The sequence below is a fragment of the Nonomuraea sp. NPDC023979 genome, assembly GCF_040639085.1.
Lineage (GTDB): Bacteria > Actinomycetota > Actinomycetes > Streptosporangiales > Streptosporangiaceae > Nonomuraea > Nonomuraea ceibae.
Window position 1 is genome coordinate 118,554 of the sequence record NZ_JBEZZG010000026.1, and the last position, 21,859, is coordinate 140,412.

At 70.0% G+C, this 21,859-nt stretch carries 19 protein-coding genes and 1 tRNA gene; 11 read left to right on the forward strand and 9 right to left on the reverse strand.

Features of this window, described 5'->3' with window-relative positions:
* Positions 1-257: 257 nt before the first annotated feature.
* Positions 258-2,948: a DNA polymerase I gene (gene polA / locus AB0G11_RS34795; RefSeq protein WP_357590951.1), complete on the reverse strand. Its 2,691-nt coding sequence runs from the start codon at positions 2,946-2,948 to the stop codon at positions 258-260.
* Between the two features lie 122 nt (positions 2,949-3,070).
* Between polA and AB0G11_RS34800 the strand changes: the two genes are divergently transcribed.
* The 6 genes from AB0G11_RS34800 (at position 3,071) to AB0G11_RS34825 (ending at position 8,274) form a co-directional block, all read left to right on the forward strand.
* Positions 3,071-3,415, forward strand: coding sequence for a hotdog fold thioesterase (locus AB0G11_RS34800; RefSeq protein ID WP_219502705.1), 345 nt, complete (start codon positions 3,071-3,073; stop codon positions 3,413-3,415).
* Positions 3,416-3,938: 523 nt separating this feature from the next.
* The gene (locus AB0G11_RS34805) at positions 3,939-5,093 is read left to right on the forward strand and encodes a branched-chain amino acid ABC transporter permease (protein WP_308125676.1); all 1,155 of its coding nucleotides are present in this window, start codon (positions 3,939-3,941) and stop codon (positions 5,091-5,093) included.
* A gap of 11 nt (positions 5,094-5,104) precedes the next feature.
* The gene (locus AB0G11_RS34810; protein WP_219502506.1) at positions 5,105-6,091 is read left to right on the forward strand and encodes a branched-chain amino acid ABC transporter permease; all 987 of its coding nucleotides are present in this window, start codon (positions 5,105-5,107) and stop codon (positions 6,089-6,091) included.
* On the forward strand, positions 6,081-7,016 hold the full coding sequence (locus AB0G11_RS34815; RefSeq protein ID WP_357590953.1) for an ABC transporter ATP-binding protein: 936 nt from the start codon (positions 6,081-6,083) through the stop codon (positions 7,014-7,016). The genes AB0G11_RS34810 and AB0G11_RS34815 overlap by 11 nt, the downstream gene beginning before the upstream one ends.
* Complete coding sequence (locus tag AB0G11_RS34820) at positions 7,013-7,798, forward strand: ABC transporter ATP-binding protein (protein WP_219502501.1); 786 nt, start codon at positions 7,013-7,015, stop codon at positions 7,796-7,798. The genes AB0G11_RS34815 and AB0G11_RS34820 overlap by 4 nt, the downstream gene beginning before the upstream one ends.
* Positions 7,799-7,878: 80 nt before the next feature.
* Positions 7,879-8,274, forward strand: a complete 396-nt coding sequence (locus AB0G11_RS34825; protein WP_219502499.1) for a hypothetical protein — start codon at positions 7,879-7,881, stop codon at positions 8,272-8,274.
* A 60-nt stretch (positions 8,275-8,334) separates the two neighbouring features.
* On the opposite strand, the gene AB0G11_RS34830 is transcribed toward AB0G11_RS34825, so the two are convergent.
* Positions 8,335-9,627, reverse strand: a complete 1,293-nt coding sequence (locus AB0G11_RS34830; protein WP_219502497.1) for an ABC transporter substrate-binding protein — start codon at positions 9,625-9,627, stop codon at positions 8,335-8,337.
* Positions 9,628-10,144: 517 nt separating this feature from the next.
* Here AB0G11_RS34830 and AB0G11_RS34835 point away from each other — a divergent pair.
* On the forward strand, positions 10,145-10,663 hold the full coding sequence (locus AB0G11_RS34835; protein ID WP_219502495.1) for a hypothetical protein: 519 nt from the start codon (positions 10,145-10,147) through the stop codon (positions 10,661-10,663).
* Here the strand turns inward: AB0G11_RS34835 and AB0G11_RS34840 are convergent.
* The 3 genes from AB0G11_RS34840 to AB0G11_RS34850 form a co-directional block, all read right to left on the reverse strand.
* Complete coding sequence (locus tag AB0G11_RS34840) at positions 10,660-11,961, reverse strand: ABC transporter substrate-binding protein (protein WP_219502494.1); 1,302 nt, start codon at positions 11,959-11,961, stop codon at positions 10,660-10,662. The two genes, AB0G11_RS34835 and AB0G11_RS34840, sit on opposite strands and share 4 nt — an antisense overlap.
* A 172-nt stretch (positions 11,962-12,133) precedes the next feature.
* Positions 12,134-13,456, reverse strand: a complete 1,323-nt coding sequence (locus AB0G11_RS34845; protein WP_357590955.1) for an ABC transporter substrate-binding protein — start codon at positions 13,454-13,456, stop codon at positions 12,134-12,136.
* Positions 13,457-13,602: 146 nt separating this feature from the next.
* Entirely contained in the window at positions 13,603-14,190 is a 588-nt protein-coding gene (locus AB0G11_RS34850) for a response regulator (RefSeq protein WP_308125675.1), read from the reverse strand.
* Positions 14,191-14,280: 90 nt separating this feature from the next.
* On the opposite strand from AB0G11_RS34850, the gene AB0G11_RS34855 reads away from it, so the two are divergent.
* The 4 genes from AB0G11_RS34855 (at position 14,281) to dapD (ending at position 16,717) form a co-directional block, all read left to right on the forward strand.
* Positions 14,281-14,354: transfer RNA gene (locus tag AB0G11_RS34855), tRNA-Leu, on the forward strand.
* A 44-nt stretch (positions 14,355-14,398) separates the two neighbouring features.
* Positions 14,399-15,157 (forward strand): helix-turn-helix domain-containing protein, encoded by a 759-nt coding sequence (locus AB0G11_RS34860; protein ID WP_357590957.1) that lies wholly within the window; start codon positions 14,399-14,401, stop codon positions 15,155-15,157.
* Between the two features lie 95 nt (positions 15,158-15,252).
* Entirely contained in the window at positions 15,253-15,693 is a 441-nt protein-coding gene (locus tag AB0G11_RS34865) for a pyridoxamine 5'-phosphate oxidase family protein (RefSeq protein WP_308125680.1), read from the forward strand.
* A 61-nt stretch (positions 15,694-15,754) separates the two neighbouring features.
* Complete coding sequence (gene dapD, locus AB0G11_RS34870; RefSeq protein ID WP_219502487.1) at positions 15,755-16,717, forward strand: 2,3,4,5-tetrahydropyridine-2,6-dicarboxylate N-succinyltransferase; 963 nt, start codon at positions 15,755-15,757, stop codon at positions 16,715-16,717.
* A gap of 93 nt (positions 16,718-16,810) precedes the next feature.
* Here dapD and pyk read toward each other — a convergent pair whose 3' ends face one another.
* The 4 genes from pyk to AB0G11_RS34890 all read right to left on the reverse strand — a co-directional run bounded on the left by pyk (position 16,811) and on the right by AB0G11_RS34890 (position 21,854).
* Entirely contained in the window at positions 16,811-18,241 is a 1,431-nt protein-coding gene (gene pyk, locus AB0G11_RS34875; protein WP_219502484.1) for a pyruvate kinase, read from the reverse strand.
* Positions 18,242-18,276: 35 nt separating this feature from the next.
* Positions 18,277-18,627, reverse strand: a complete 351-nt coding sequence (locus AB0G11_RS34880) for a DUF2784 domain-containing protein (protein WP_219502481.1) — start codon at positions 18,625-18,627, stop codon at positions 18,277-18,279.
* Positions 18,624-20,261, reverse strand: coding sequence for a S8 family serine peptidase (locus AB0G11_RS34885; RefSeq protein WP_357590959.1), 1,638 nt, complete (start codon positions 20,259-20,261; stop codon positions 18,624-18,626). Before AB0G11_RS34885 ends, AB0G11_RS34880 begins: the two co-directional genes overlap by 4 nt.
* Before the next feature lie 114 nt (positions 20,262-20,375).
* Positions 20,376-21,854: a glutamate synthase subunit beta gene (locus tag AB0G11_RS34890; protein ID WP_357590961.1), complete on the reverse strand. Its 1,479-nt coding sequence runs from the start codon at positions 21,852-21,854 to the stop codon at positions 20,376-20,378.
* Positions 21,855-21,859 lie beyond the last annotated feature (5 nt).

Here is a 21,859-nt window from a genome sequence, read left to right on the forward strand (position 1 = left end):
CAGGAGGAGCCTGCCCCGCCTGGAGGCCACACGCCGGCCGAGGGCCAGATCAGCCGGGGAGAGGGCCTGGAAGGGGCGCGCGCCACCCGGGGGCCGCGCCAGGCGGCCACCCAGAGCGCCCACGCCGTGCCGGGGCCGGGCCCCGCAGGCGGCCGCCCACCCAGGACGGGTCCTGCCCCAGACGGGGCCTGCACCGTGCGGAAGGCGCGCCCCGGGCGGAGGGCCCGCGCCGGGCGGGCCCTCCCGCTGGGTGCGGGTTAGTGGCCGGCGTCTTCCCAGGTGCGGCCGATGCCGACGGAGACCTCCAGGGGGACCCGGAGCTGGTAGGCGGCGTTCATCTGGTCGCTCACGAGCTGCCGCAGCATCTCCAGCTCGCCCGGGGCCACCTCGAAGACGAGCTCGTCGTGCACCTGGAGGAGCATGCGCGAGCCCAGCCCCTCCTCGGCCAGCGCTTGACGGACGTGCAGCATGGCGACCTTGATGATGTCGGCCGCCGACCCCTGGATGGGGGCGTTGAGCGCCATCCGCTCGGCCATCTCCCGGCGCTGGCGGTTGTCGCTGGTGAGGTCGGGCAGGTAGCGGCGGCGGCCCATCATGGTCTCGGTGTAGCCGTTGGTGCGCGCCTGGCGGACGATGTCGTGCAGGAAGTCGCGCACGCCGCCGAACTCCTCGAAGTATTCCTCCTTCAGGGCCCGCGCCTCGGCGACCGGGATGTTGAGCTGGCCCGCCAGCCCGAAGTCGGACAATCCGTAGGCGAGGCCGTAGTTCATCGCCTTGATGCGGGCCCGCAGCTCGCCGTCGATCTGCTCGGGCGGCAGGTCGAAGACGCGGGCGGCGGTGGCCTGGTGGAAGTCGTGGCCCGACTCGAACGCGGCGATCAGCGACTCGTCGCCCGACAGGTGGGCCATGATGCGCAGCTCGATCTGGCTGTAGTCGGCGGTGAGCAGCGTCTCGTAGCCCTCGCCCACGACGAAGCCCTGCCGGATGCGGCGGCCTTCGGCGGTGCGGATGGGGATGTTCTGCAGGTTGGGCTTCTCCGACGACAGGCGGCCGGTGGCGGCGATGATCTGGTTGAAGGTGGTGTGGATGCGGCCGTCGTCGCCGATCTCCTTGATCAGGCCCTCGACCGTGGTGCGCAGCTTGGTCTGGTCGCGGTGGCGCAGCATGATCGTCGGCAGCTCGTGCTCGGTCTGGGTGACGAGCCAGGCGAGCTGGTCGGCGTCGGTGCTGTAGCCGGTCTTGATCTTCTTGGTCTTGGGCAGGCCGAGCTTGACGAACAGCACCTCCTGCAGCTGCTTGGGCGAGCCGAGGTTGAACTGCTCGCCGACGGAGCGGTGGGCCTCCTCGACCGCGTGCTTGACGGCGGCGCCGAACTCGGCCTCCAGGCCGGCGAAGTATTCGCTGTCGACGGCGATGCCGGCGCGCTCCATCTCGGCCAGCACGGTCAGCAGCGGCAGCTCGACGTCGCTCAGGAGCTGGGTGCCGCCGCGCCCGGCGAGGAAGCCCTCCAGGGCGTCGGCCAGCTCGCGCACCGCGTGGGCGCGCAGGGCCAGGTCCTTGGCGGGGGCGTCCTCGTCGTCGCCGAACAGGGCGGCCTGGCCGTCGGACTCCTCCTCGGCGCGCAGGTCGCGGTTGAGGTAGCGGCGGGCGAGGTCCTCGAGCGCGAACGTGCGCTGCCCCGGCATCGCCAGGTAGGCCGCCAGCGCGGTGTCGCACGACAGGCCGCGCAGCTCCATGCCCTGCGCCCACAGCGCCAGGATGGGGCCCTTGGCGTCGTGGACGGCCTTGGGCCTGCCGGGGTCGGCCAGGTAGGCGCGCAGCGCGGCCTCGTCGGCCTCGGTGAGCTTGACCGGGTCGATGTGCGCGGCGGTGCCGTCGGGGGAGGCGATGGCGATGGCGTCGACGCGGCCGGTGCCGCTGCCGTAGACGCCCTTGAACGCCACGCCGGCGCGGCCCTCGGGCAGCGCCGACAGCCAGCCGGCCACCCGGTCGGGGCCGAGGATCACGGTCTCGACCTCGAAGCCCTGGTCGGGCTCCTGCTCGCCGGTGCCGAGGGTCTTGAAGACGCGCTCGCGCAGCTCGCCGCGGATCTGCAGGGTGTCGAACAGCTTGTTGACCTCTTCGCGCTCCCAGGCGCCCTGCTTGAGGTCGGCCAGCTCGGCCTCCAGGGGGACGTCGCGCAGCAGCTCGGTGAGCCGCCGGTTCATCAGCACCTGGGCGACGTGCTCGCGCAGCTTGTCGCCGACCTTGCCCTTGACCTCGTCGACCCGGTCGACGAGCTCGGTCAGCGAGCCGAACTCGCGCACCCACTTGGCCGCGGTCTTCTCGCCGACGCCGGGGATGCTGAGCAGGTTGTCGGACGGGTCGCCGCGCAGCGCCGCGAAGTCGGGATACTGCACGGGGGTGAGGCCGTACTTCTCCTGGACGGCCTCCGGCGTGAAGCGCGTCATGTCGCTGATGCCGCGGCGGGTCATGAGCACGGTGACGTCGTCGTTGACGAGCTGCAGCGCGTCGCGGTCGCCGGTGACGATGAGCACGCTCATGCCCTCGGCTCCGGCGCGGGTGGCCAGCGTGGCGATCAGGTCGTCGGCCTCGAAGCCGGCCTTGGACAGGCGCGGGATGCGCAGCGTGTCGAGCAGCTCGTAGATGAGCTGCATCTGGCCGCGGAAGTCTTCGGGCGTCTCGCTGCGGTTGGCCTTGTAATCGGAGTATTCCTCGTGCCGGAACGTCGGCTCCGATCGGTCGAAGGCCACCGCCACGTGCGTGGGCTGCTCGTCACGCAGGATGTTGGTCAGCATCGAGGTGAACCCGTAGACCGCCTCGGTGTGCTGACCGTCGGTGGTCATCAGGTTGGCGTCTTTCAGCGCGTAGAACGCGCGATAAGCCAGGGAATGCCCGTCAAGCAGCAGCAGGCAGGGTCGGCTGGGGGTCACTTCACTCTTCGGCACACAGGCAGCCTAGTCTCCAACTGCGACAGAAAACCCGAGCTCGAAAGACTGGAGGCGTCCCCTTGACGCAGATCGACCCGGCCTCCTTCACCGCCGTGCACGAGGGCACGCTGGCCGACCGGATGGGCATCGAGTTCCTGGAGGCGAACGCCGAGCGCGTGGTGGCGCGGATGCCGGTGGCGGGCAACACGCAGCCGTACGGCCTGCTGCACGGCGGCGCCTCGGTGGTGCTGGCCGAGACGCTCGGCTCGACGGGGGCCGCCCTCTTCGCCGGCCCCGGCAGGATCGCGGTGGGGATCGAGATCAACGCCACCCACCACCGTCCGGCGACCTCCGGGCACGTGACGGGGGTGGCGACCCGGCTGCACGGCGGCCGCACGCTGGCCACGTACGACATCGAGATCTCCGACGAGCAGGGGCGGCGGGTGTGCACCTCCCGCCTCACCTGCATGCTGCGCGACGCCTGATCGCACCAGCCCCTTTGCGCACAGGGCCCGGGGATCGCTACGGTTGTCCCCAGCGGAGCCCGCGGGGAGGCCGAGTAGACAACGGGTGAGGCCGGGGAAGCCTCATACGGCACCAAAGGTCTCCCCCGGGCTCGTTTTTATGAATTCCGCTTGTATCGTTAGGGATTCGTTAGTCACCGCGCCAGGCGTGTCCGCTCATTTAGCCCCTGACCTGCCGCGTTGTTTGCTCACACAAGTGACACACGCATGTCACTAATTGGTGACGAACCATACTGAACCGGGCGTACCCGGAATAAGCTCCCGCCACAGCATCCCAGTCGTGCCTGCGATGCCCGCGTGTCGAGATGGAGGGGCACAACCCCGCCTTGACCTATCTGAGGGAGCACCATTGCGCAGAGCCGTGATCGCGTTCACGGCCTTCCTGGGTGGACTCATTCTCCTGCTCGCCGTTCCTGCCCATGCGGCGGATCCGGAACAGAGCCTGAGGGGAACACTCCAACACCAAGGCCAGCCAGTGAACGGCGTGAAGATCGTCGTGACCACCGAGAGCGGACAACCCGTTCAGGAGGTCACCAGTGACGCCAAGGGCACATGGGAGGTGCCGGTCGACAAGCCCGGCAAGTTCAAGGTCACGCTGGATGTCAGCACCCTCCCCGCGGACCTGCAGATCGTCGGCGGAAAGAACGTCCGCACGCCGACCGTCTACGAGGGCAACCCGGCGAGCGTGCTGTTCGCCCTGCAGCCCAAGACCGCCGCGGGCGAGGAGCCCGCGCAGCCCGGCAGCGGGGGCAGCGCCTTCTGGGAACGGGCCGCGCAGCTCACCTTCGAGGGTCTCAACCTGGGGCTGATCATCGCCCTGGCGGCGCTCGGCCTGTCGCTCATCTACGGCACCACCGGCCTGACCAACTTCGCCCACGGTGAGCTGGTCACGCTCGGCGCACTGCTCGCCTACGCCTTCAACACCGGCATCGGCCTGCACCTCATCCCCGCCGCGATCATCGCGGTCATCCTCGCGGGCGGGCTCGGCTACGCGCAGGACAGGTTCTTCTGGGGCCAGCTGCGCCGCCGCGGCACCGGCATCATCGCCATGATGATCGTCTCGATCGGTGTGGCGATCTTCCTGCGCTACCTCTTCCTCATCCTGTTCGGCGGCCAGAGCGAGGCGTTCGCCCAGTACAACGCCCAGCCCGGCATCCAGGTCGGCCCGATCTCGGCGGCGCCGAAGAACTTCGTCGCCATGGGCATCGAGCTGATCGTCCTGGTCGTCGTCGGCGTCGCCCTGCTGCGCACCCGCACCGGCAAGGCCGCCCGTGCCGTGGCCGACAACCCGGCGCTCGCCGCCTCCTCCGGCATCAACGTCGACCGGGTCATCCGCATCATCTGGACCATGGGCGGCGCCATCGCCGCGCTGGCCGGCATCATGCTCGGCCTGTCGCAGAACCTGAAGTTCACCATGGGCCAGGACATCCTGCTGCTCATCTTCGCCGGCGTCACGCTCGGCGGGCTCGGCACGGCGTTCGGCGCGCTGGTCGGCTCCATCATCGTCGGCCTGTTCATCCAGGTCTCCACGCTGTGGGTGCCGCCGGAGCTCAAGAGCGTCGGCGCGCTGGCCGTGCTCATCATCGTGCTCCTCTTCCGGCCGCAGGGCATCCTCGGCCGCCGCGAGCGGATCGGCTGACGGGGGGAACCATGGACTGGATCACGATCATCTCCACCACCGTCAAGGCCGCCATCGGCGTCGAGACGGTCTGGTACGCGCTCGCCGCGATCGGCATCAACATCCACTTCGGCTACACCGGCCTGCTCAACTTCGGGCAGTCGGCGTTCCTCGCGGTCGCCGGCTACGGCCTGGCGGTCACCGTCACCGTGCTCGGCCTGCCGTTCTGGATCGGCATCGGGGTCGGCCTGCTGTCGGCCGTCCTGCTGGCGCTCGTGCTGGGCATCCCCACGCTGCGGCTGCGCGCCGACTACCTGGCCATCGTCACCATCGCGGCGGCCGAGATCGTCCGATTGGTGTTCCGCTCGGTGGCGTTCAAGGACGTCTTCGGCGGCTCCGACGGCCGGCGCGGCTTCTCCGACGGCTTCTACGCGCTCAACCCCTTCCCCGAGGGGGAGTACGGGTTCGGCTGGCTGCTGTTCGGCGAGCGGACGCTGTGGGTGCTCGTCGTCGGCTGGATCCTCGTCGCCCTCTCCTGCGCCATCGTCTTCCTGCTCATGAAGAGCCCGTGGGGCCGCGTGCTCAAGGCGATCCGCGAGGACGAGGACGCCGTGCGCAGCCTCGGCAAGAACGTCTTCTCGTACAAGATGCAGTCGCTCATCCTGGGCGGCGTCATCGGCTGCCTCGGCGGCTTCATCTACGGCCTGGCCTACGCCTCGGTGCAGCCGGACATCTTCGGCACCGAGACCACCTTCTTCGCCTACACGATCGTCATCCTCGGCGGCGCGGCCCGCGTGTTCGGCCCGGTCGTCGGCTCGGCGATCTTCTGGGTGCTGCTGGTGCTGGTCAACGGCGTGCTCAGCGGTGCGGTCGAGTCGGGCGCGATCACCTTCCTGGACTCCACCCAGGTGGGCCCGTTCCGCTTCCTCCTCGTCGGGCTGGGACTCATCCTCTTGCTCGTCTTCCGGCCACAGGGCATCTTCGGTGACAAGAGGGAGATAGCAATCGATGCACGCTGAAACCGCCACCGACCGCAAGGCCGCCGCCCTGGCCGCCTTCAAGGACCTCGCCCACGACCCCGGGGTGGCCAAGCCGGACCCGATCCTCGTCGTGGACAACGTGGTGCGCCGCTTCGGCGGCCTGACCGCCGTCGACGTCAAGCACGTCGAGGTGCAGCGCGGCTCCATCACCGCGCTGATCGGCCCCAACGGCGCCGGCAAGACCACGTTCTTCAACCAGCTGACCGGCTTCGACACCGCCGACTCCGGCCAGTGGACGTTCAACGGCCGCAACATGAACGGCGTGCCCGCCCACAAGGTGGCCCGCGCCGGCATGGTGCGCACGTTCCAGCTCACCAAGGCGCTGTCGAAGCTCACCGTGCTGGAGAACATGCGCCTGGGCGCGCAGAAGCAGCGCGGCGAGAACTTCTGGCGGGCGCTCGTGCCGGCGATCTGGCGCGGCCAGGAGGACGAGATCACCGAGCGGGCCGAGGAGCTGCTGGTCCGCTTCAAGCTCGACGCCAAGCGCGACGACTTCGCCGGGTCGCTGTCCGGCGGCCAGCGCAAGCTGCTGGAGATGGCCCGCGCGCTCATGGTCCAGCCGGAGCTGGTCATGCTCGACGAGCCGATGGCGGGCGTCAACCCGGCCCTCACCCAGTCGCTGCTCGGGCACGTCAAGGACCTGCGCGAGCAGGGCATGACCGTGCTGTTCGTCGAGCACGACATGGACATGGTCCGCGACATCAGCGACTGGGTCGTCGTCATGGCCCAGGGCGCCGTCATCGCCGAGGGCCCGCCCGACACGATCATGTCGGACGAGCGGGTCATCGACGCCTACCTGGGCGCCCACCACGACGCCCCGCTCGACGAGAGCGAGCTCGCCGAACAGCTCCACGAGGCCGAGCAGGCGCTCGAGGCCGAGTTCGAAGAGGAGACGAAGAAGTGAACGCCGTCCCCGAGTCCACGTCGGCGGTCACCGACCGCAGCGCGCACGTGGCCGGCGCCGAGAACGCCGTCCTGCGCTGCGACGAGCTGATCGCCGGCTACCTGCCGGGCGTCAACATCCTCAACGGCTCCGACCTCTACGTGGGCGACGGCGAGCTGATCGGCATCATCGGCCCCAACGGCGCCGGCAAGTCGACCCTGCTCAAGGCCATGTTCGGGCTGGTCAACATCCGCAGCGGCAGCGTCACGCTCAAGGGTGAGAACATCACGAACATGAAGGCGCACGAGCTGGTCGCGCGGGGCGTCGGGTACGTCCCGCAGACCAACAACGTCTTCCCCAGCCTCACCATCGAGGAGAACCTCGAGATGGGCGCCTTCCAGGTGCCCGGCAAGTTCAAGGAGCGCTTCGAGTTCGTCGCCGAGCTGTTCCCGGCGCTCAAGGAGCGGCGCAAGCAGCGGGCCGGCTCCCTGTCGGGCGGCGAGCGGCAGATGGTGGCGATGGCCAGGGCGCTCATGACCGAGCCGTCGGTGCTGCTGCTCGACGAGCCGTCGGCCGGTCTGTCACCCAAGCTGCAGGACCTGGTGTTCATCCAGGCCCAGCAGATCAACAAGGCCGGCGTGACCGTGATCATGGTGGAGCAGAACGCCCGGCGCTGCCTGCAGATCTGCCACCGCGGCTACGTGCTCGACCAGGGCCGCAACGCCTACACCGGCACCGGGCGCCAGCTCGCCCGCGACCCCAAGGTCATCGAGCTCTACCTGGGCACGCTCGCCAAGGCGTGAGGCACGGACGATCAGGCACGGGAAGGGGCTCCTGCGGGGGCCCCTTCTCCGTTGGCGGCCGACGGTCTTCAATGGGCGGTGTGAAACGTCTCGCGGCCTCGGCGCTCCTCGTCCTCCTGACCGCCGCCTGCGGTCCCTCACCCTCCACCGGCACCTACAGCACCGGCGGCGACCCCGACGACGACCCGTGCGCGCGCGTGGTCTCCGCCATCGGCTACGCGGGCCTGCTGCTCGAACCCGCGGGCCACGAGGACGAGCAGGACTTCCAGGACGCCGTCATCGGCCGGCTGGCCGAGGTGCACGGCATCACCCGCCAGTTCGGCCCCCGCCTGCCGGACTCCCTCGGCACGGCGGTGCGTACGGTCGAGTCCACGACCGCGGACCTGTCGAAGTCGCGCACGCCGCGCGAGCGGCAGGTGGCGCTGCTCAAGCGCTATCGCGCGGCGGCCGGGCAGATCGAGGCGGGCTGCCGCTGAGCATGCCGAAGGGCCCGGTCTCAGGGGGGAAGACCGGGCCCTTCACACTTGGGGCGGGGATCAGCCCTCGATGTTGCCCGTGCGGTACTCCAGCGCCTTCACGGGGTACTTGTTGTCGTCGCCGTACTGGTAGATGCCGATGGTGGCGACGGCCGGGTCACCGGCGTCGTTGAACTCGACCGGACCGCTCACGCCGTCGTAGTCGAAGTCCTTGCCCGCCTTCAGCAGCTCCGAGCAGGTCTTGAAGTTGGTGCACTTCTCGCCGCCCTTGCTGACCTCGGCCAGCTTGGCCGCGATGTCGGCGCCCACGTCGCTCTTGGCGACCTCGGCGGCCAGCGCGATCAGGTTGGCGGCGTCGTAGGACTCGGGGGCGTAGGTGAAGTCCTCGAGCTTGGGGTCGACCGCCATCAGGCTCTGCCGGAACTCGTCGGGCGAGGCGGCGCCGGGGTAGGTGCCCTTGACGCCCTTGAGCGTGCCCTTGGGCATCTTGATGTAGTTGGTGTTCGACATGTTGCCGTCGACCATGTACCACTTGACCTTGTCGGCCGGCATGCCCTGCTTGATCAGCTCGCCGATGACCTTGGCGGTCTCCTCGAAGCCGATCAGCACGACGGCCTGCGGGCTCTTGGCCTTGATCTTGGCCACGTCGGCGGAGAAGTCGGCCGCCTTCGGGTCGTAGTCGACCCGCTCGACGACCTGGCCGCCGCCGTCCTGGACCGTCTTGGCCACCTGGTCGGCCAGGCCGGTGCCGTAGGAGTCCTGCATCGCCATGATGGCGATGGAGGCGTTGCCGTCGGAGATGATCAGGTCACCCAGCACGCGGCCCTGGAGCTGGTCCGGCGGCGCGGTGCGGAAGTACAGGCCCTTGTCCTCGATCGTGGTGAACTTGTCGGAGGTGTTGGCCGGGGAGAAGTGGACCACACCGGCGCCCGTGATCTTGTCGATGACCGACTCCGACACCGACGAGGACGCGGCGCCGATGATGGCGTCGGCGTTCTGCGTCAGGAGCTTGTCGACCGACTGTGAGGCGATGTTCGTGGTGGTGTCGCCGGAGTCGGTGTGGATCTTGTTCACCGGCTTGCCCAGGACGCCACCGGCCTCGTTGATCTCCTTGACCGCCAGGTCGACGCCGGCGAACTCGGGCGGGCCGAGGAAGGCGAGCGATCCGGTCTGCGGCAGCAGCGTGCCCAGGGTCAGCGTGCCGTCGCCCTTCGCCGCGGGGGCCGCGGAGGATGGGGCGGCCGAGGGGGATTCAGGCGTGGCGGTGTTGCTGCCGCCACCGCAAGCTGTCAGGGCGAGGCTGGTGGCAGCCGCGACAGCCAGCACCCGTCCCACGGGAGCAATGCGGATCATGAAGTAATCTCCTTCATTTCCAGGCCGGGATCCGTCAGCACCGCCGAGCGTTCCCGATCGAATGACGGAAACGTACAAAATGCCTGGACATCGGGGCCAGATGCGCAGATGAACTGTCGGCACTTGGATGCGGAGTCGTAATCAGTCCTCAACTTACGACTGGGCCCGGGGTGTGCCTAATGTGAAGGACGTGAAGCGCATTTGGACCATCGGCATGCTGTGCGTCCTCGCCGCCGGGTGCAGCTCGCCTCCGCCCCCCGCGCCGTCCGCCGAGCCGCCCGCGGGCGTGTCGGTCACGCTGGGACAATGGCGTTCGGACGAGGCCGCGCACCGGTTACAGGTAGCCGTACGGAATACGAGCGACACCCCGGTGTATTTCGCGGATCTTCAACTCGTGACACCGTCATTGACCACGGTTCCCGTACAAAAGACTGATTCCACCATCAAACGGACGGCAAGGACTGATCTCCCCATTCCTTATGGGAAGGCCGTCTGCCCCGCTCAGAGGCTGCCCGAGGTGCGGCCCGCCACCGTCGTGGCCCACGTGCGCACCGGCTCCGAGCAGAAGCTGCGCCGCGTCGTCTTCCCGGTGCCCCACCCCGACCCGGTGCTCGCCCGGCTCGTGCGCGACGAGTGCTCGGAACACCTCATCAGGCAGGCCGCCGACCTCGCCTTCGGCCCCGAGTGGAAGCAGCACGGCGACGCCATGCGCACCACGCTCACGCTCACCCGCCGCGGCCCCGGCGCCGTCACCGTGCACTCCGTCGGCGGCACCACGCACTACCTCGTCACCGGCGGGGAGCGCCTGCGGGCCACGCTGGACGCCTCCGCGCAGCGGGCCGAGGTGCCGTTCGAGATCACCCCGGCCCGTTGCGACGCGCACGCGTTCGCCGAGGCCAAGAAGGCGTTCATGTTCCCCGCCCGCGCCAGCGTCGACGGGGGCGAGGAACGCGTCGTCATCCTCACGCCGCCCGAGCAGGTGCAGAAACGCCTCATCCGCTACGCGGCCGACGTCTGCGACCTGGGCGGCGGCTAGCCGGCGATGTTGCCGGTACGGTACTCCAGCGCCTTGGCGGCGTACTTGTTGTCCTTGCCGTACTGGTAGACGCCGATCGTGGCGACCGCCGGGTCACCGGCGTCGTCGAACTCGATCGGGCCGCTGACGCCGTCGTAGTCGATGTCCTTGCCGGCCTTGAGCAGGTCGGCGCAAGTCTTGAAGTCCTTGCACTTCTCGCCGCCCTTGCTGACCTCGGCCAGCTTGCCCGCGATCGACTTGCCGCTGTCGTCCTTGGCCGCCTCGGCGGCCAGCGCGATCAGGATGGCCGCGTCGTACGACTCCGCCGCGTAGGTGAAGTCGTCCAGGTCGGGGTCGGTCTTCATGAGCTTCTCGCGGAAGGCCGTCGGCGCCTCGGCACCCGGGATCGTGCCCTTCACGCCGTCCAGCGTGCCCTTGGGCATGTCCAGGTAGTTGGTGTTCGACATGTTGCCGTCGACCAGGTACCACTTGACCTTGTCCGTCGACAGGCCCTGCTTGACCAGCTCCTGGATGACCTTGGCGCCCTCCTCGAAGCCGATCAGCACGATCGCCTTCGGGCTCTTGGCCTTGACCTTGGCCACGTCGGCGGAGAAGTCGGCGGCCTTCGGGTCGTAGTCGACCCGCTCGACCACCTGCGCGCCGGCCGCCTCGGCCGTCGCCGTCACCTGGTCGGCCAGGCCCGAGCCGTAGGAGTCCTGCATCGCCATGATGCCGATGCTGTCGTTGCCGTCGGCCACGATCAGGTCGCCCAGCACGCGGCCCTGGAGCTTGTCCGGCGGGGCGGTGCGGAAGTAGAGGCCGTCGTCCTCGATCGTGGTGAACTTGTCGGAGGTGTTGGCCGGCGAGAACTGCACCAGACCGGCGCCGGTGATCTTGTCGACGACCGACTCCGACACCGACGAGGACGCGGCGCCGATGATCGCGTCGGCCTTCTGCGAGATCAGCTTGTCGACCGACTGCGCGGCGATGTTCGTCGTCGTGTCACCCGAGTCGGTGTGGATCTTGTTCACCGGCTTGCCGAGCACGCCGCCGGCCTCGTTGATCTCCTTGACCGCCTGGTCGACGCCGGCGAACTCGGGCGGGCCGAGGAACGCCAGCGACCCCGTCTGCGGCAGCAGCGTGCCCAGGGTCAGCGTGCCGTCCCCCTTGGCCGCGGGCGCCGCGGACGAGGCCGCGTCGGAGGCCGCGGCGGACGGGCTCTCCTGCGCGGTGGTGTCGCCGCCCCCACAGGCCGTCAGGGCCAGGCTCGCGGCGGCCGCGAGAGCCAGCATGCGTCCGGCCGGAGCAATGCGGATCATCAAGAAACTCCCCTTGTCCCAGCGGAGGAACTCTCCCGCCGCTGCGTTTTCCGACTTCAGCATGACGGTGAACGACGGAAAAGGGGGGTTGTTGTGCGAACTTTATGCTAATTCGTGATGTCCGAAACGCCCGCCCCGAGCACGGACGTTTCGGACATCAGGTCCGTGCCGATCAGCCGGCGATGTTTCCCTTGCGGTATTCGGTCGCCTTGCCCGCGTCGAACTTGTTGTCCGGCCCGTACTGATACACCCCGATGGTCGCCACCGACGGATCACCCTCGTCCGTGAAATCCACCGGACCGCTCACCCCGTCGTAATCGACGTCCTTGCCCGCCTTCAGCAGCGCCGCGCAGCTCGCGAAGTCCTGGCACTTCTCGCCGCCCCTGCTCACCTCGACCAGCTTCGCCGCCGCCGGCCGCCCCGCGTCGTCGTCCGCCGCCAGCGCCGCCAGCGCGATCAGGTTCGCCGCGTCGTACGACTCCGCCGCGTACGTGAACTCCGTCAGGTCCGGGTCCACCGCCAGCAGCCGCTTCTGGAACGCCTCCGGGGCGGACGCCCCCGGGATCGTGCCCTTGACCCCCTCCAGCGTCCCCCGGGGCGCCCGCAGGAAGTTCGTGTTCGACATGTTGCCGTCGACCATGTACCACTGGTGCCGGTCCGCCGTCAGCCCCTGCTTGACCAGCTCCTGCACCACCTTGGCCGTCTCCTGGAAGCCGATCAGCACGATCGCCTGCGGGCTCTTGGCCTTGATCTTCGCCACGTCCGCCGCGAAGTCCGCCGCCTTCGGGTCGTAGTCCACCCGCTCCACCACCTGGCCGCCCGCCTCCTCGGCCGTCCTGGTGAACTGGTCGGCCAGGCCGGAGCCGTACGAGTCCTGCATCGCCAGGATGCCCACCGTCGCGTGCCCGTCCGACACCACCAGATCGGCCAGCACCCGCCCCTGCAGCTTGTCCGGCGGGGCCGTGCGGAAGTACAGGCCGTCGTCCTTGATCGTGGTGAACTTGTCGGAGGTGTTCGCCGGCGAGAACTGGATGACCCCGGCGCGGGTGATCTTGTCGACGATCGACTCCGACACCGACGACGACGCCGCCCCGATGATCGCGTCCACCTTCTGCCCCAGCAGCTTGTCCGCCGACTGCGCGGCGATGTTCGTCGTCGTGTCGCCCGAGTCGGTGTGGATCTTCTCCACCGGCCTGCCCAGCACGCCGCCGGCCTCGTTGATCTCCTTGACCGCCAGGTCGACCCCGGCGAACTCCGGCGGGCCCAGGTACGCCAGCGTGCCCGTCTGCGGCAGCACCGTGCCGATCGTCAGCGTCCCGTCACCCTGACGGCTCGGGGCCTGGGACTGCGCCCCGGCGCCCGGCCCGCCGGTCGATCCGGCGCCCGGTCCGCCGGTCGATCCGGCGCCCGGTCCGGGGGTCGTGCCGCCGCCGCAGGCCGCCAGCGCCAGGCACGCCGCGGTGACGGCGGCGGGCGCGCGAAGAATGCGGATCATCGCAAGCGTCTCCGTTCGTGATGAGGGGAGCTTCCGTCCGCCCATCAGAAGTGCAGGGACACCTCACGCGATAGCCGCCGAGGCCGGTTGGATGCCCATCCGTGACCGCATCACAACCCATGCCGCGAAATATGCTGATATGCGCCCTACTGCGAACGCTCGGCCGCGTCGTCTATAACGATCTGGGCAACCTCACGCATGCTCAACCGGCGATCCATCGACGCCTTCTGGATCCACCGGAACGCCTGCGGCTCGGTCCACCCGTGCTGGGCCATCAGCTGCCCCTTGGCCCGCTCGACCAGCTTGCGCGTCTCCAGCCGCTCCGACAGGCTCGACACCTCGGCGGTCAGCGCCACCATCTCCTCGTGCCGGCTCACCGCCATCTCGATCGCCGGCACCAGGTCCGCCTTGGTGAACGGCTTTACCAGATAGGCCATCGCCCCCGCGTCCCTGGCCCGCTCGACCAGGTCACGCTGCGAGAACGCGGTGAGGATCAGGCAGGGCGCGATCCGCTCCGCCACGATCCGCTCGGCCGCCGAGATGCCGTCGAGCACCGGCATCTTGACGTCCAGGATCACCAGGTCCGGGCGCAGGTCCGTGGCCAGCTGGATCGCCTGCTCCCCGTCACCGGCCTCCCCCACGACGACGTAGCCGTCCTCCTGGAGCATCTCCTTGAGATCGAGGCGGATCAGCGCCTCGTCTTCCGCGATCACCACTCGCCGCTGCGTACTCACGAGCAGAAGAGTACCGATGTCCGGTAGATTAGATCCACGCCGGTGCTCTCCTGCGGCGATACCCTGCGGGAACTGAACCGGACATATGCCGCCCCGATAGACCAACCGGCAGAGTCGATGGCCTCAAAATCCATTCAGTGTGGGTTCGAATCCCACTCGGGGCACCTGCCTGCGGCTTTCTGTCGCACCCCGCTGCCACACTCTCCGCATGTACGATCTCACCGTGCGTCGGCGAGCGCTGGCCATGCTCGCCTCCGGCCTCAGCGTCAGCGAGGTCAGCCGCCGGACGGGAGCCAACCGGTCGACGATCCGCGCCTGGCGCGACCGGCCGGCCGCGGGCCTCTCGACCACCGGCACCTGCCCTCGCTGCGCCGAGACGCCCCACTCGCCCTCCCCCGCCGGCAGCTACGCCTACTTGCTGGGCCTCTACCTGGGTGACGGCTGCATCAGCCCGGCCGGCGACCCGGCCAAGGCCGTCTGGTCGATGCGCATCTTCTGCGCCGACGCCTGGCCCGGCCTCCGGCGCGAGTGCGTGGCCGCCCTGCGCGCCGTCCGCCCCACCAACAAGGTGCGGATCGTGCCGAAGCAGGGCTGCGCCGAGGTCAACTCCTACTCCAAGCACTGGCCGCATCTGTTCCCCCAGCACGGGCCCGGGCTGAAGCACCAGCGTCCGATCACGCTCGAGGGCTGGCAGCAGGAGATCGTCGACGCGCATCCCGGGCTGTTCGTGCGGGGGCTGATGCACTCCGACGGCTACCGGGGCGTCAACCGGGTGCGCCACGGGGAGCGCTGCTACGCCTATCCGCGCTACCTGTTCAGGAACGAGTCGCGCGACATCCTGGCTCTCTGCGGCCGGGCGCTCGACGTGCTGGGGGTGGCGTGGCGCCACAACAAGCGCAACGAGCTGTCGGTGGCCCGGCGGGAGGCGGTCGCGCTGCTCGATCTGCATGTGGGGCCCAAGCACTGAGTCCAGGGTCAAGGATCGGTAAAGACTGCGGGAGCGACGTCGGTTATGGGACGTTTGACCGGGGACGGCGGGGAATACCAAGGTTGATCTTGAGTGTGACCGTGGAGGTGGGTCTGGTGGGGTTGAGCGCGCAGGAGCGGGAGAAGTTCCTGGCCGAGTCGCACATCGCGGGTGTGGCCGTCGACGCCGGGCCGGGGCGGGCTCCGCTGAACGTGCCGGTCTGGTACGACTACGAGCCGGGCGGGGCGGTGGAGTTCCTGACGGGGGCCGATTCGGTCAAGGCCCGGCTGATCGCGAAGGCGGGCCGGTTCACGTTGCTGGTGCAGCGGACGAGCCCCACCTATCGGTACGTGTCGGTGGAGGGGCCGGTCGTGGCGCAGGGGCCGACGACGCTGGCGCAGCTGACCCGGATCGCGGCCCGCTATCTGCCGGCGGAGGCCGTGGCGGGCTATGTGGAGGGCTCGGACCTGAACGCGCTGGTGACGTTCCGGATGCGCCCCGAGCACTGGCTGTCGGCGGATCTGGGCGCGCTCTGAGCGGTCGCGGCCCGGCGCGCTGGGGCGGGGCCGGGCCGCGGATCGCGGTATTTTGTGGCACGTGACTGCTATCGATCCCACCGTGACCGGCGCGTACGGCGTCGGGCTGGCCACCGTCGCCTCCGACGGCACCGTACTCGACACCTGGTTCCCCGCTCCCGAGCTGGGCGAGCCGCCCGTCACCGGCACCGAGCGGCTGCCCGCCGGTGAGGCGGGCGAGCTGGCCGCGCTGGTCGGCCCGGACGAGGCGCGCGGGGTCGAGGTGGTGGCGGTGCGCACCGGCATCGCCAAGCTGTCCGAGCCGCCCGCCGACGCGCATGACGCCTATCTGCGGCTGCATCTGCTGTCGCACCGGCTGGTGCGGCCGCACGGGCTGAGCCTGGAGGGGGTGTTCGGCAAGCTCGCCAACGTGGTGTGGACGAACTTCGGGCCGTGCGCCGTGGAGGGGTTCGAGCGGACGCGGCTGCGGCTGCGGGCGCGGGGCGTGGTGACGGTCTACGGGGTGGACAAGTTCCCGAGGATGGTCGACTACGTGGTTCCTTCGGGGGTGCGGATCGCCGACGCCGACCGGGTGCGGCTGGGCGCGCACCTGGCGAGCGGCACGACGGTGATGCACGAGGGGTTCGTGAACTTCAACGCGGGCACGCTGGGCACGGCCATGGTGGAGGGCCGGATCTCGGCCGGGGTGGTCGTGGGCGCGGACTCCGACGTGGGCGGCGGCGCGTCGATCATGGGCACGCTGTCGGGCGGCGGCAAGCAGGTGATCTCGGTCGGCGAGCGCTGCCTGGTGGGCGCCAACGCGGGCCTGGGCATCTCGCTGGGTGACGACTGCGTGGTGGAGGCCGGTCTTTACGTGACGGCGGGCACGCGGGTGACGCTGCCCGACGGGCGCGTGGTGAAGGCGATGGAGCTGTCGGGCTCCGACGGGGTGCTGCTGCGCCGCAACTCGCAGTCGGGCGCGGTGGAGGCGCTGCCGCGCAAGGGCGGCGGCGTGGAGCTGAACGCGGCCCTGCACGCGAACTAGCCCCGGCGACCGGGCACGGGCGAGCAGGGACGAGACGGATGAAGGCGGAAAGGGCCGGTGGCTCTTCCCGCCTTCTCGTATCGGCCCGGGCGGTCAGTGGGTGTGGGACACCGCGGAGCCGATGGTGTGGACGCGCAGGGCGTTGGTGGAGCCGGGGGTGCCGGGAGGCGAGCCGGCGACGATGACGACCTTGTCGCCCTTCTCCAGCCGGCCGAGCGACAGCAGCGACGCCTCGACCTGGCGGACCATGTCGTCGGTGTGGTGCACGAACGGCACCTGGAAGGTCTCGACGCCCCAGGTGAGCGAGAGCTGGCCGCGCACGTGGGCGGCGGAGGTGAAGGCGAGCAGCGGGATCGGGGAGCGGTAGCGGGCCAGGCGGCGCGCGGTCTCGCCCGACATGGTAAAGGCGACCAGCGCCTTGGCGCCGACGATGGCGCCGACCTCGGCCGCGGCGCGGGCGATGGCCCCGCCGGTGGTCTCGGGCATGCGCTCCAGGGTGTGGGTGGCGTGCAGCGAGGACTTCTCGGCGGCGCAGGCGATGCGGTCCATGGTGGAGACCGCCTCGATCGGGTAGTTGCCCACGGAGGTCTCGCCGGACAGCATGACGGCGTCGGCGCCGTCCATGACGGCGTAGGCGACGTCGGAGGCCTCGGCGCGGGTGGGGCGCGGCGCGTTCATCATCGAGTCGAGCATCTGGGTGGCGACGATGACCGGGCGGGCCTTCTCGCGGCACAGCTCGATGATGCGGCGCTGGACGATCGGGACCTGCTCCAGGGGAAGCTCGACGCCGAGGTCGCCGCGGGCGACCATGATGCCGTCGAAGGCCTCGACGATCTCGGGGAGGCGCTCGACGGCCTGCGGCTTCTCGATCTTGGCGAGCAGCGGGAGGCGGACGGCCTCCTGCTCCATGATGTTGCGCACCACGTCGGCGTCGGAGGGACGGCGGACGAACGACAGGGCGATCATGTCGAAGCCGGTGCGCAGCGCCCAGCGCAGGTCGGCCTCGTCCTTGTCGGTGAGCGCGGGGGCGCTGACGTTGATGCCGGGGAGGTTGAGGCCCTTGTTGTCGGAGATCATGCCGCCGATGACGACGCGGGTGATGACCCGCTCGCCGTCGACGCGGGTGGCCTCCAGGACGAGGCGGCCGTCGTCGACGAGGATGGTGTCGCCGGGGCGCACGTCGCCCGGCAGCCCCTTGTAGGTGGTCGACACCTGGTCGCGGTCGCCGGGCACGTCCTCGGCGGTGATGGTGAAGACGTCGCCGAAGCCGAGGCGGACCGGGCCCTCCTCGAACCTGCCGACGCGGATCTTGGGGCCTTGCAGGTCGGCGAGCAGGCCTACGCCGCGGCCGAGTTCGGCCGCCACCTCCCTGACCCGGTCGTAGACCTCTCTGTGCATGTCATGATTGCCATGGCTGAGGTTGAACCGTGCCACGTCCATGCCGGCGGCGATGAGCTCGCGCAGGCGTTCGGGAGAGGATGTGGCGGGGCCTAGGGTGCAGACGATTTTCGCGCGACGAGTCACGAGTCCTACCTTAATTGGTACAGACCACTTGGCAGTCACTGACGACGGAGAACGTACCCGACATAGGAGAACAGGACGGCAACGGCGACCAGCAGGCGTGCCAAGTTCGTGTATTCCTCCGGATAGATGACGCCCTCGATGTAGTGGTCGATGAAGCCGCTCGCGGGCAGCCCGGCGAGCCCGGCGTTGCGCCGCCCCCAGTCCTCGACCAGGGTGAGCGGGCATTCGACGCCGGTGACGACCGACAGCAGCCCCCAGCCGGCGACGGCGAGGTGCACCCAGATGGTACGCCTCCAGCGCCAGGCCAGGAACCCGCCCACCACCATGTAGACGAGGAAGGCGAAGTGCGCCACCATCGCCAGTTCCGCGACGAGGCGGTAGATCATGGCTCGAAGGTCGCCGCCTCCCACGCGTTGACGATGCCCCTGCCGAAGAACCCGTTGTGCGCGGTGTCGCCCTCGCACACGTGGGTGGTGCTCTCGCCGTACACCTTGTAGACGTACGCGCGCGGCGTCGGGCAGGGCTTGTCCGTGGCGGTCTCGTACAGGTAGCGCTCGACGGTGCCGGGCGCCAGCGTGAGGCCGCCGGGGCCGGGCTTGCCGAAGCGGCTGATGAGGATGGCGGCGACGCCGGTGGCGTGCGGCGCGGCCATGGAGGTGCCGTCGAGATACTGGTAGTAGGAGCAGGGGCGCCGGGTGCAGTCGCGGACGACGTCGGTGCCGCGGGGCTTGCCGTCCCTGTCGATGCGGCCCTTGGCGCGCAGCATCGCCTCGGGCGCGGCGGCGAGGATGGAGCGGGTGGGCGAGGCGTCCTTGCCGTCGAGCGTGTCGCCGCCGGGGGCGGCCACGTCGGCCTGCTCGACGCCGTAGTCGCTGTAGATGGCCTTGCGGCCCGACGGGCCGACGGCGGCGACGGAGATGACGCCTTCGGACTCGGCGGGCACGTTGAGGCAGGAGTTGTCGACCTCGCGGACGCGTTCGCCGCCGCGCGGGTAGCCGGGGCTGACCTTGTCGGTCTTGGGCCGGCCGAGGTCGGTGGAGCCGTTGCCGAGCGCGGAGATCAGCGTGACGCCCTTGCCGCGGGCGTAGTCGAGGGCGCGCTGCATGCCGGTGATGATGGCGCGCTGTTCGAGGCGTTCCTTCTCGCTGTCGGAGGGGTTGTCGCGGCAGTTGAACAGCCACGGGTCGACGTAGTAGCTCATGTTGACGACGTCGACGCCGATGTCGCCGGCGTAGGTGAGGGCGTCGAGGCTGGGCTTGAGGAAGAAGAAGCCGGAGTCCTGGCCGGCGCGGATGTTGACGAGCTGCACGCGCGGGGCGACGCCGATGACGCCGATGCCGTTGGCCGGGGAGGCGATGGTGCTGGCGACGTGGGTGCCGTGGCCGTCGTCGTCGCGGTCGACGGGGTCCTTGCAGCCGTCGGCCTCGCAGGGGCCGTCGAGCGTCTCGCCGTTCTCGTCCTCGGGCTTGTCGGTGACGAAGTTGCGGCTGAGCTCGCGGTTGAAGTTGGCGGCGATGTCGGGGTGGCTGCCGTCGATGCCGGTGTCGATGACGCCGACGAGGACCTTGTCGCTGCCGGGGGCCTTGGCGCGGGCGCGGTCGGCGCCGATCATCATCATGTCCCACTGGCGGGGGGAGAGCGGGTCGCCGGCGCTCTCGCCGTCGCCGGTGAAGGCGGAGGCGTCGGGGAATGCCTTCTTGGCAGGGCCTTTCACGGTGGCGGCCGAGGGGGCGTGGCCGATGCGGCGGTCGGCGGAGACGCCGACGACGGCCGGGTCCGCGCCGACGCTTTCGGCGAACCGCGCTCCGGAGGCGCGGGCGAGCACGTACCCGAGCTTGGGTTCGGTGAGGACGGCGGTGCCTCCGGCGGCGCCGATGCGGTCGAGCGCGCCGGCCTGCCCGCCCTCGGCGTAGAAGACGAGGTAGTCGGTGGCGGGTCCCGCGGCGGCGCCCGTGGGTGAGCAGCCGGCCAGCGCCGTCACCGTGGCCAGGGCCGCGAAGCCGGAGGCGATTCTTCGCATATTTCCTCCATCCCCCGCACTCCCCCAGAAACTGCATCTTCCCGACACTGACCGGGTGATGCAACTCGACGCCGAACGCCCGCCCCCGATGGGGACGGGCGTTCGCGGAACGAGCTACACCAGCGGGCGAGCCGTCGGCAGGATCGGGTACGGCAGCGCCGTCTCGCCGGTGAGGTAGCGGTCGACACCGCTGGCGGCGGCACGCCCCTCGGCGATCGCCCACACGATCAGCGACTGCCCGCGCCCCATGTCACCGGCCACGAACACGCCGTCGACCTTGGACATGTACGTCCTGTCCCGCGCGACGTTGCCGCGGGCGTCGTAGAAGCCGTCGCCGGCCAGCTCGGCCAGGTCCTGGAGCAGCGCGCCCTTCTCCGGGCCGAGGAAGCCCATCGACAGCGTGACCAGCTCGGCGGGGATCTCCCGCTCGGTGCCCGGGATCGGCTTGAAGCCGTTCTGCGGGCCCTCGACCTCGACCAGGCGCAGCCCGCGCACGTTGCCGTCGGCGTCGCCGGTGAACTCGGTGGTGGAGACCGCGTACACGCGCTCGCCACCGGCGTCGGCCAGTTCCTCGTGCGCGCTCTCCACCTTGAACAGCAGGGGGAACGTCGGCCACGGCTGGCTGCCGGGCCGCGAGGCCGGCGGCCTCGGCATGATCTCCAGCTGGGTGACGGAGGCCGCGCCCTGCCGGATCGCCGTGCCGATGCAGTCGGCGCCGGTGTCGCCGCCGCCGATCACCACGACGTGCTTGCCCTCGGCCGAGACGGGCGAGACCGCGTAGTCGCCCTCCTGGACCTTGTTGGACAGCGGCAGGTACTCCATCGCCTGGTAGACGCCCTTGAGGTCGCGCCCGGCCACCGGCAGGTCGCGCCAGGCCGTGGCGCCGCCCGACAGCACCACCGCGTCGTACTGCTCGCGCAGCTCCGCGGCCATGATGTCGACGCCCACGTCCACGCCGGTGCGGAACTCGGTGCCCTCGGCCCGCATCTGGGCCAGGCGCCGGTCGATGTGCCGCTTCTCCATCTTGAACTCGGGGATGCCGTAGCGCAGCAGCCCGCCGATGCGGTCGGCCCGCTCGTACACCACCACGTCGTGGCCGGCGCGGGTGAGCTGCTGGGCGGCGGCCAGCCCGGCCGGGCCGGAGCCGACGACCGCGACCCTCTTGCCGGTGCGCGTCGACGGGGGCTGCGGGACGACCCAGCCCTCGTCGAACGCCCGGTCGATGATCTCGACCTCGACCCGCTTGATCGTCACCGGGTCGGAGTTGATGCCGAGCACGCACGCCGCCTCGCACGGAGCCGGGCAGAGCCTGCCGGTGAACTCCGGGAAGTTGTTCGTGGCGTGCAGCCGCTCGATCGCCTCCCGCCAGTCGGTGCGGTGGACGAGGTCGTTCCACTCCGGGATGAGGTTGCCCAGCGGGCAGCCGTTGTGGCAGAACGGGATGCCGCAGTCCATGCAGCGCGACGCCTGCTTGGTCAGCTTCTCCTGCGGAAAGTCCTGGTAGACCTCCTGCCAGTCGCCGATGCGGACGTCCACGGGGCGGCGCACCGGCAGCTCGCGGTCGTGCGTGAGGAAACCCTTGGGGTCGGCCATGCGGT

Excerpts from the sequence above, each read along its gene's own strand:
- AB0G11_RS34860 (WP_357590957.1), top strand. The coding sequence starts at position 14,399 with ATGTACGATCTCACCGTGCGTCGGCGAGCGCTGGCCATGCTCGCCTCC.
- AB0G11_RS34880 (WP_219502481.1), bottom strand. The coding sequence starts at position 18,627 with ATGATCTACCGCCTCGTCGCGGAACTGGCGATGGTGGCGCACTTCGCC.
- AB0G11_RS34890 (WP_357590961.1), bottom strand. The coding sequence starts at position 21,854 with ATGGCCGACCCCAAGGGTTTCCTCACGCACGACCGCGAGCTGCCGGTG.
- AB0G11_RS34815 (WP_357590953.1), top strand. The coding sequence starts at position 6,081 with ATGCACGCTGAAACCGCCACCGACCGCAAGGCCGCCGCCCTGGCCGCC.
- AB0G11_RS34840 (WP_219502494.1), bottom strand. The coding sequence starts at position 11,961 with ATGATCCGCATTGCTCCGGCCGGACGCATGCTGGCTCTCGCGGCCGCC.
- AB0G11_RS34830 (WP_219502497.1), bottom strand. The coding sequence starts at position 9,627 with ATGATCCGCATTGCTCCCGTGGGACGGGTGCTGGCTGTCGCGGCTGCC.
- AB0G11_RS34845 (WP_357590955.1), bottom strand. The coding sequence starts at position 13,456 with ATGATCCGCATTCTTCGCGCGCCCGCCGCCGTCACCGCGGCGTGCCTG.
- AB0G11_RS34885 (WP_357590959.1), bottom strand. The coding sequence starts at position 20,261 with ATGCGAAGAATCGCCTCCGGCTTCGCGGCCCTGGCCACGGTGACGGCG.
- AB0G11_RS34810 (WP_219502506.1), top strand. The coding sequence starts at position 5,105 with ATGGACTGGATCACGATCATCTCCACCACCGTCAAGGCCGCCATCGGC.
- AB0G11_RS34800 (WP_219502705.1), top strand. The coding sequence starts at position 3,071 with ATGGGCATCGAGTTCCTGGAGGCGAACGCCGAGCGCGTGGTGGCGCGG.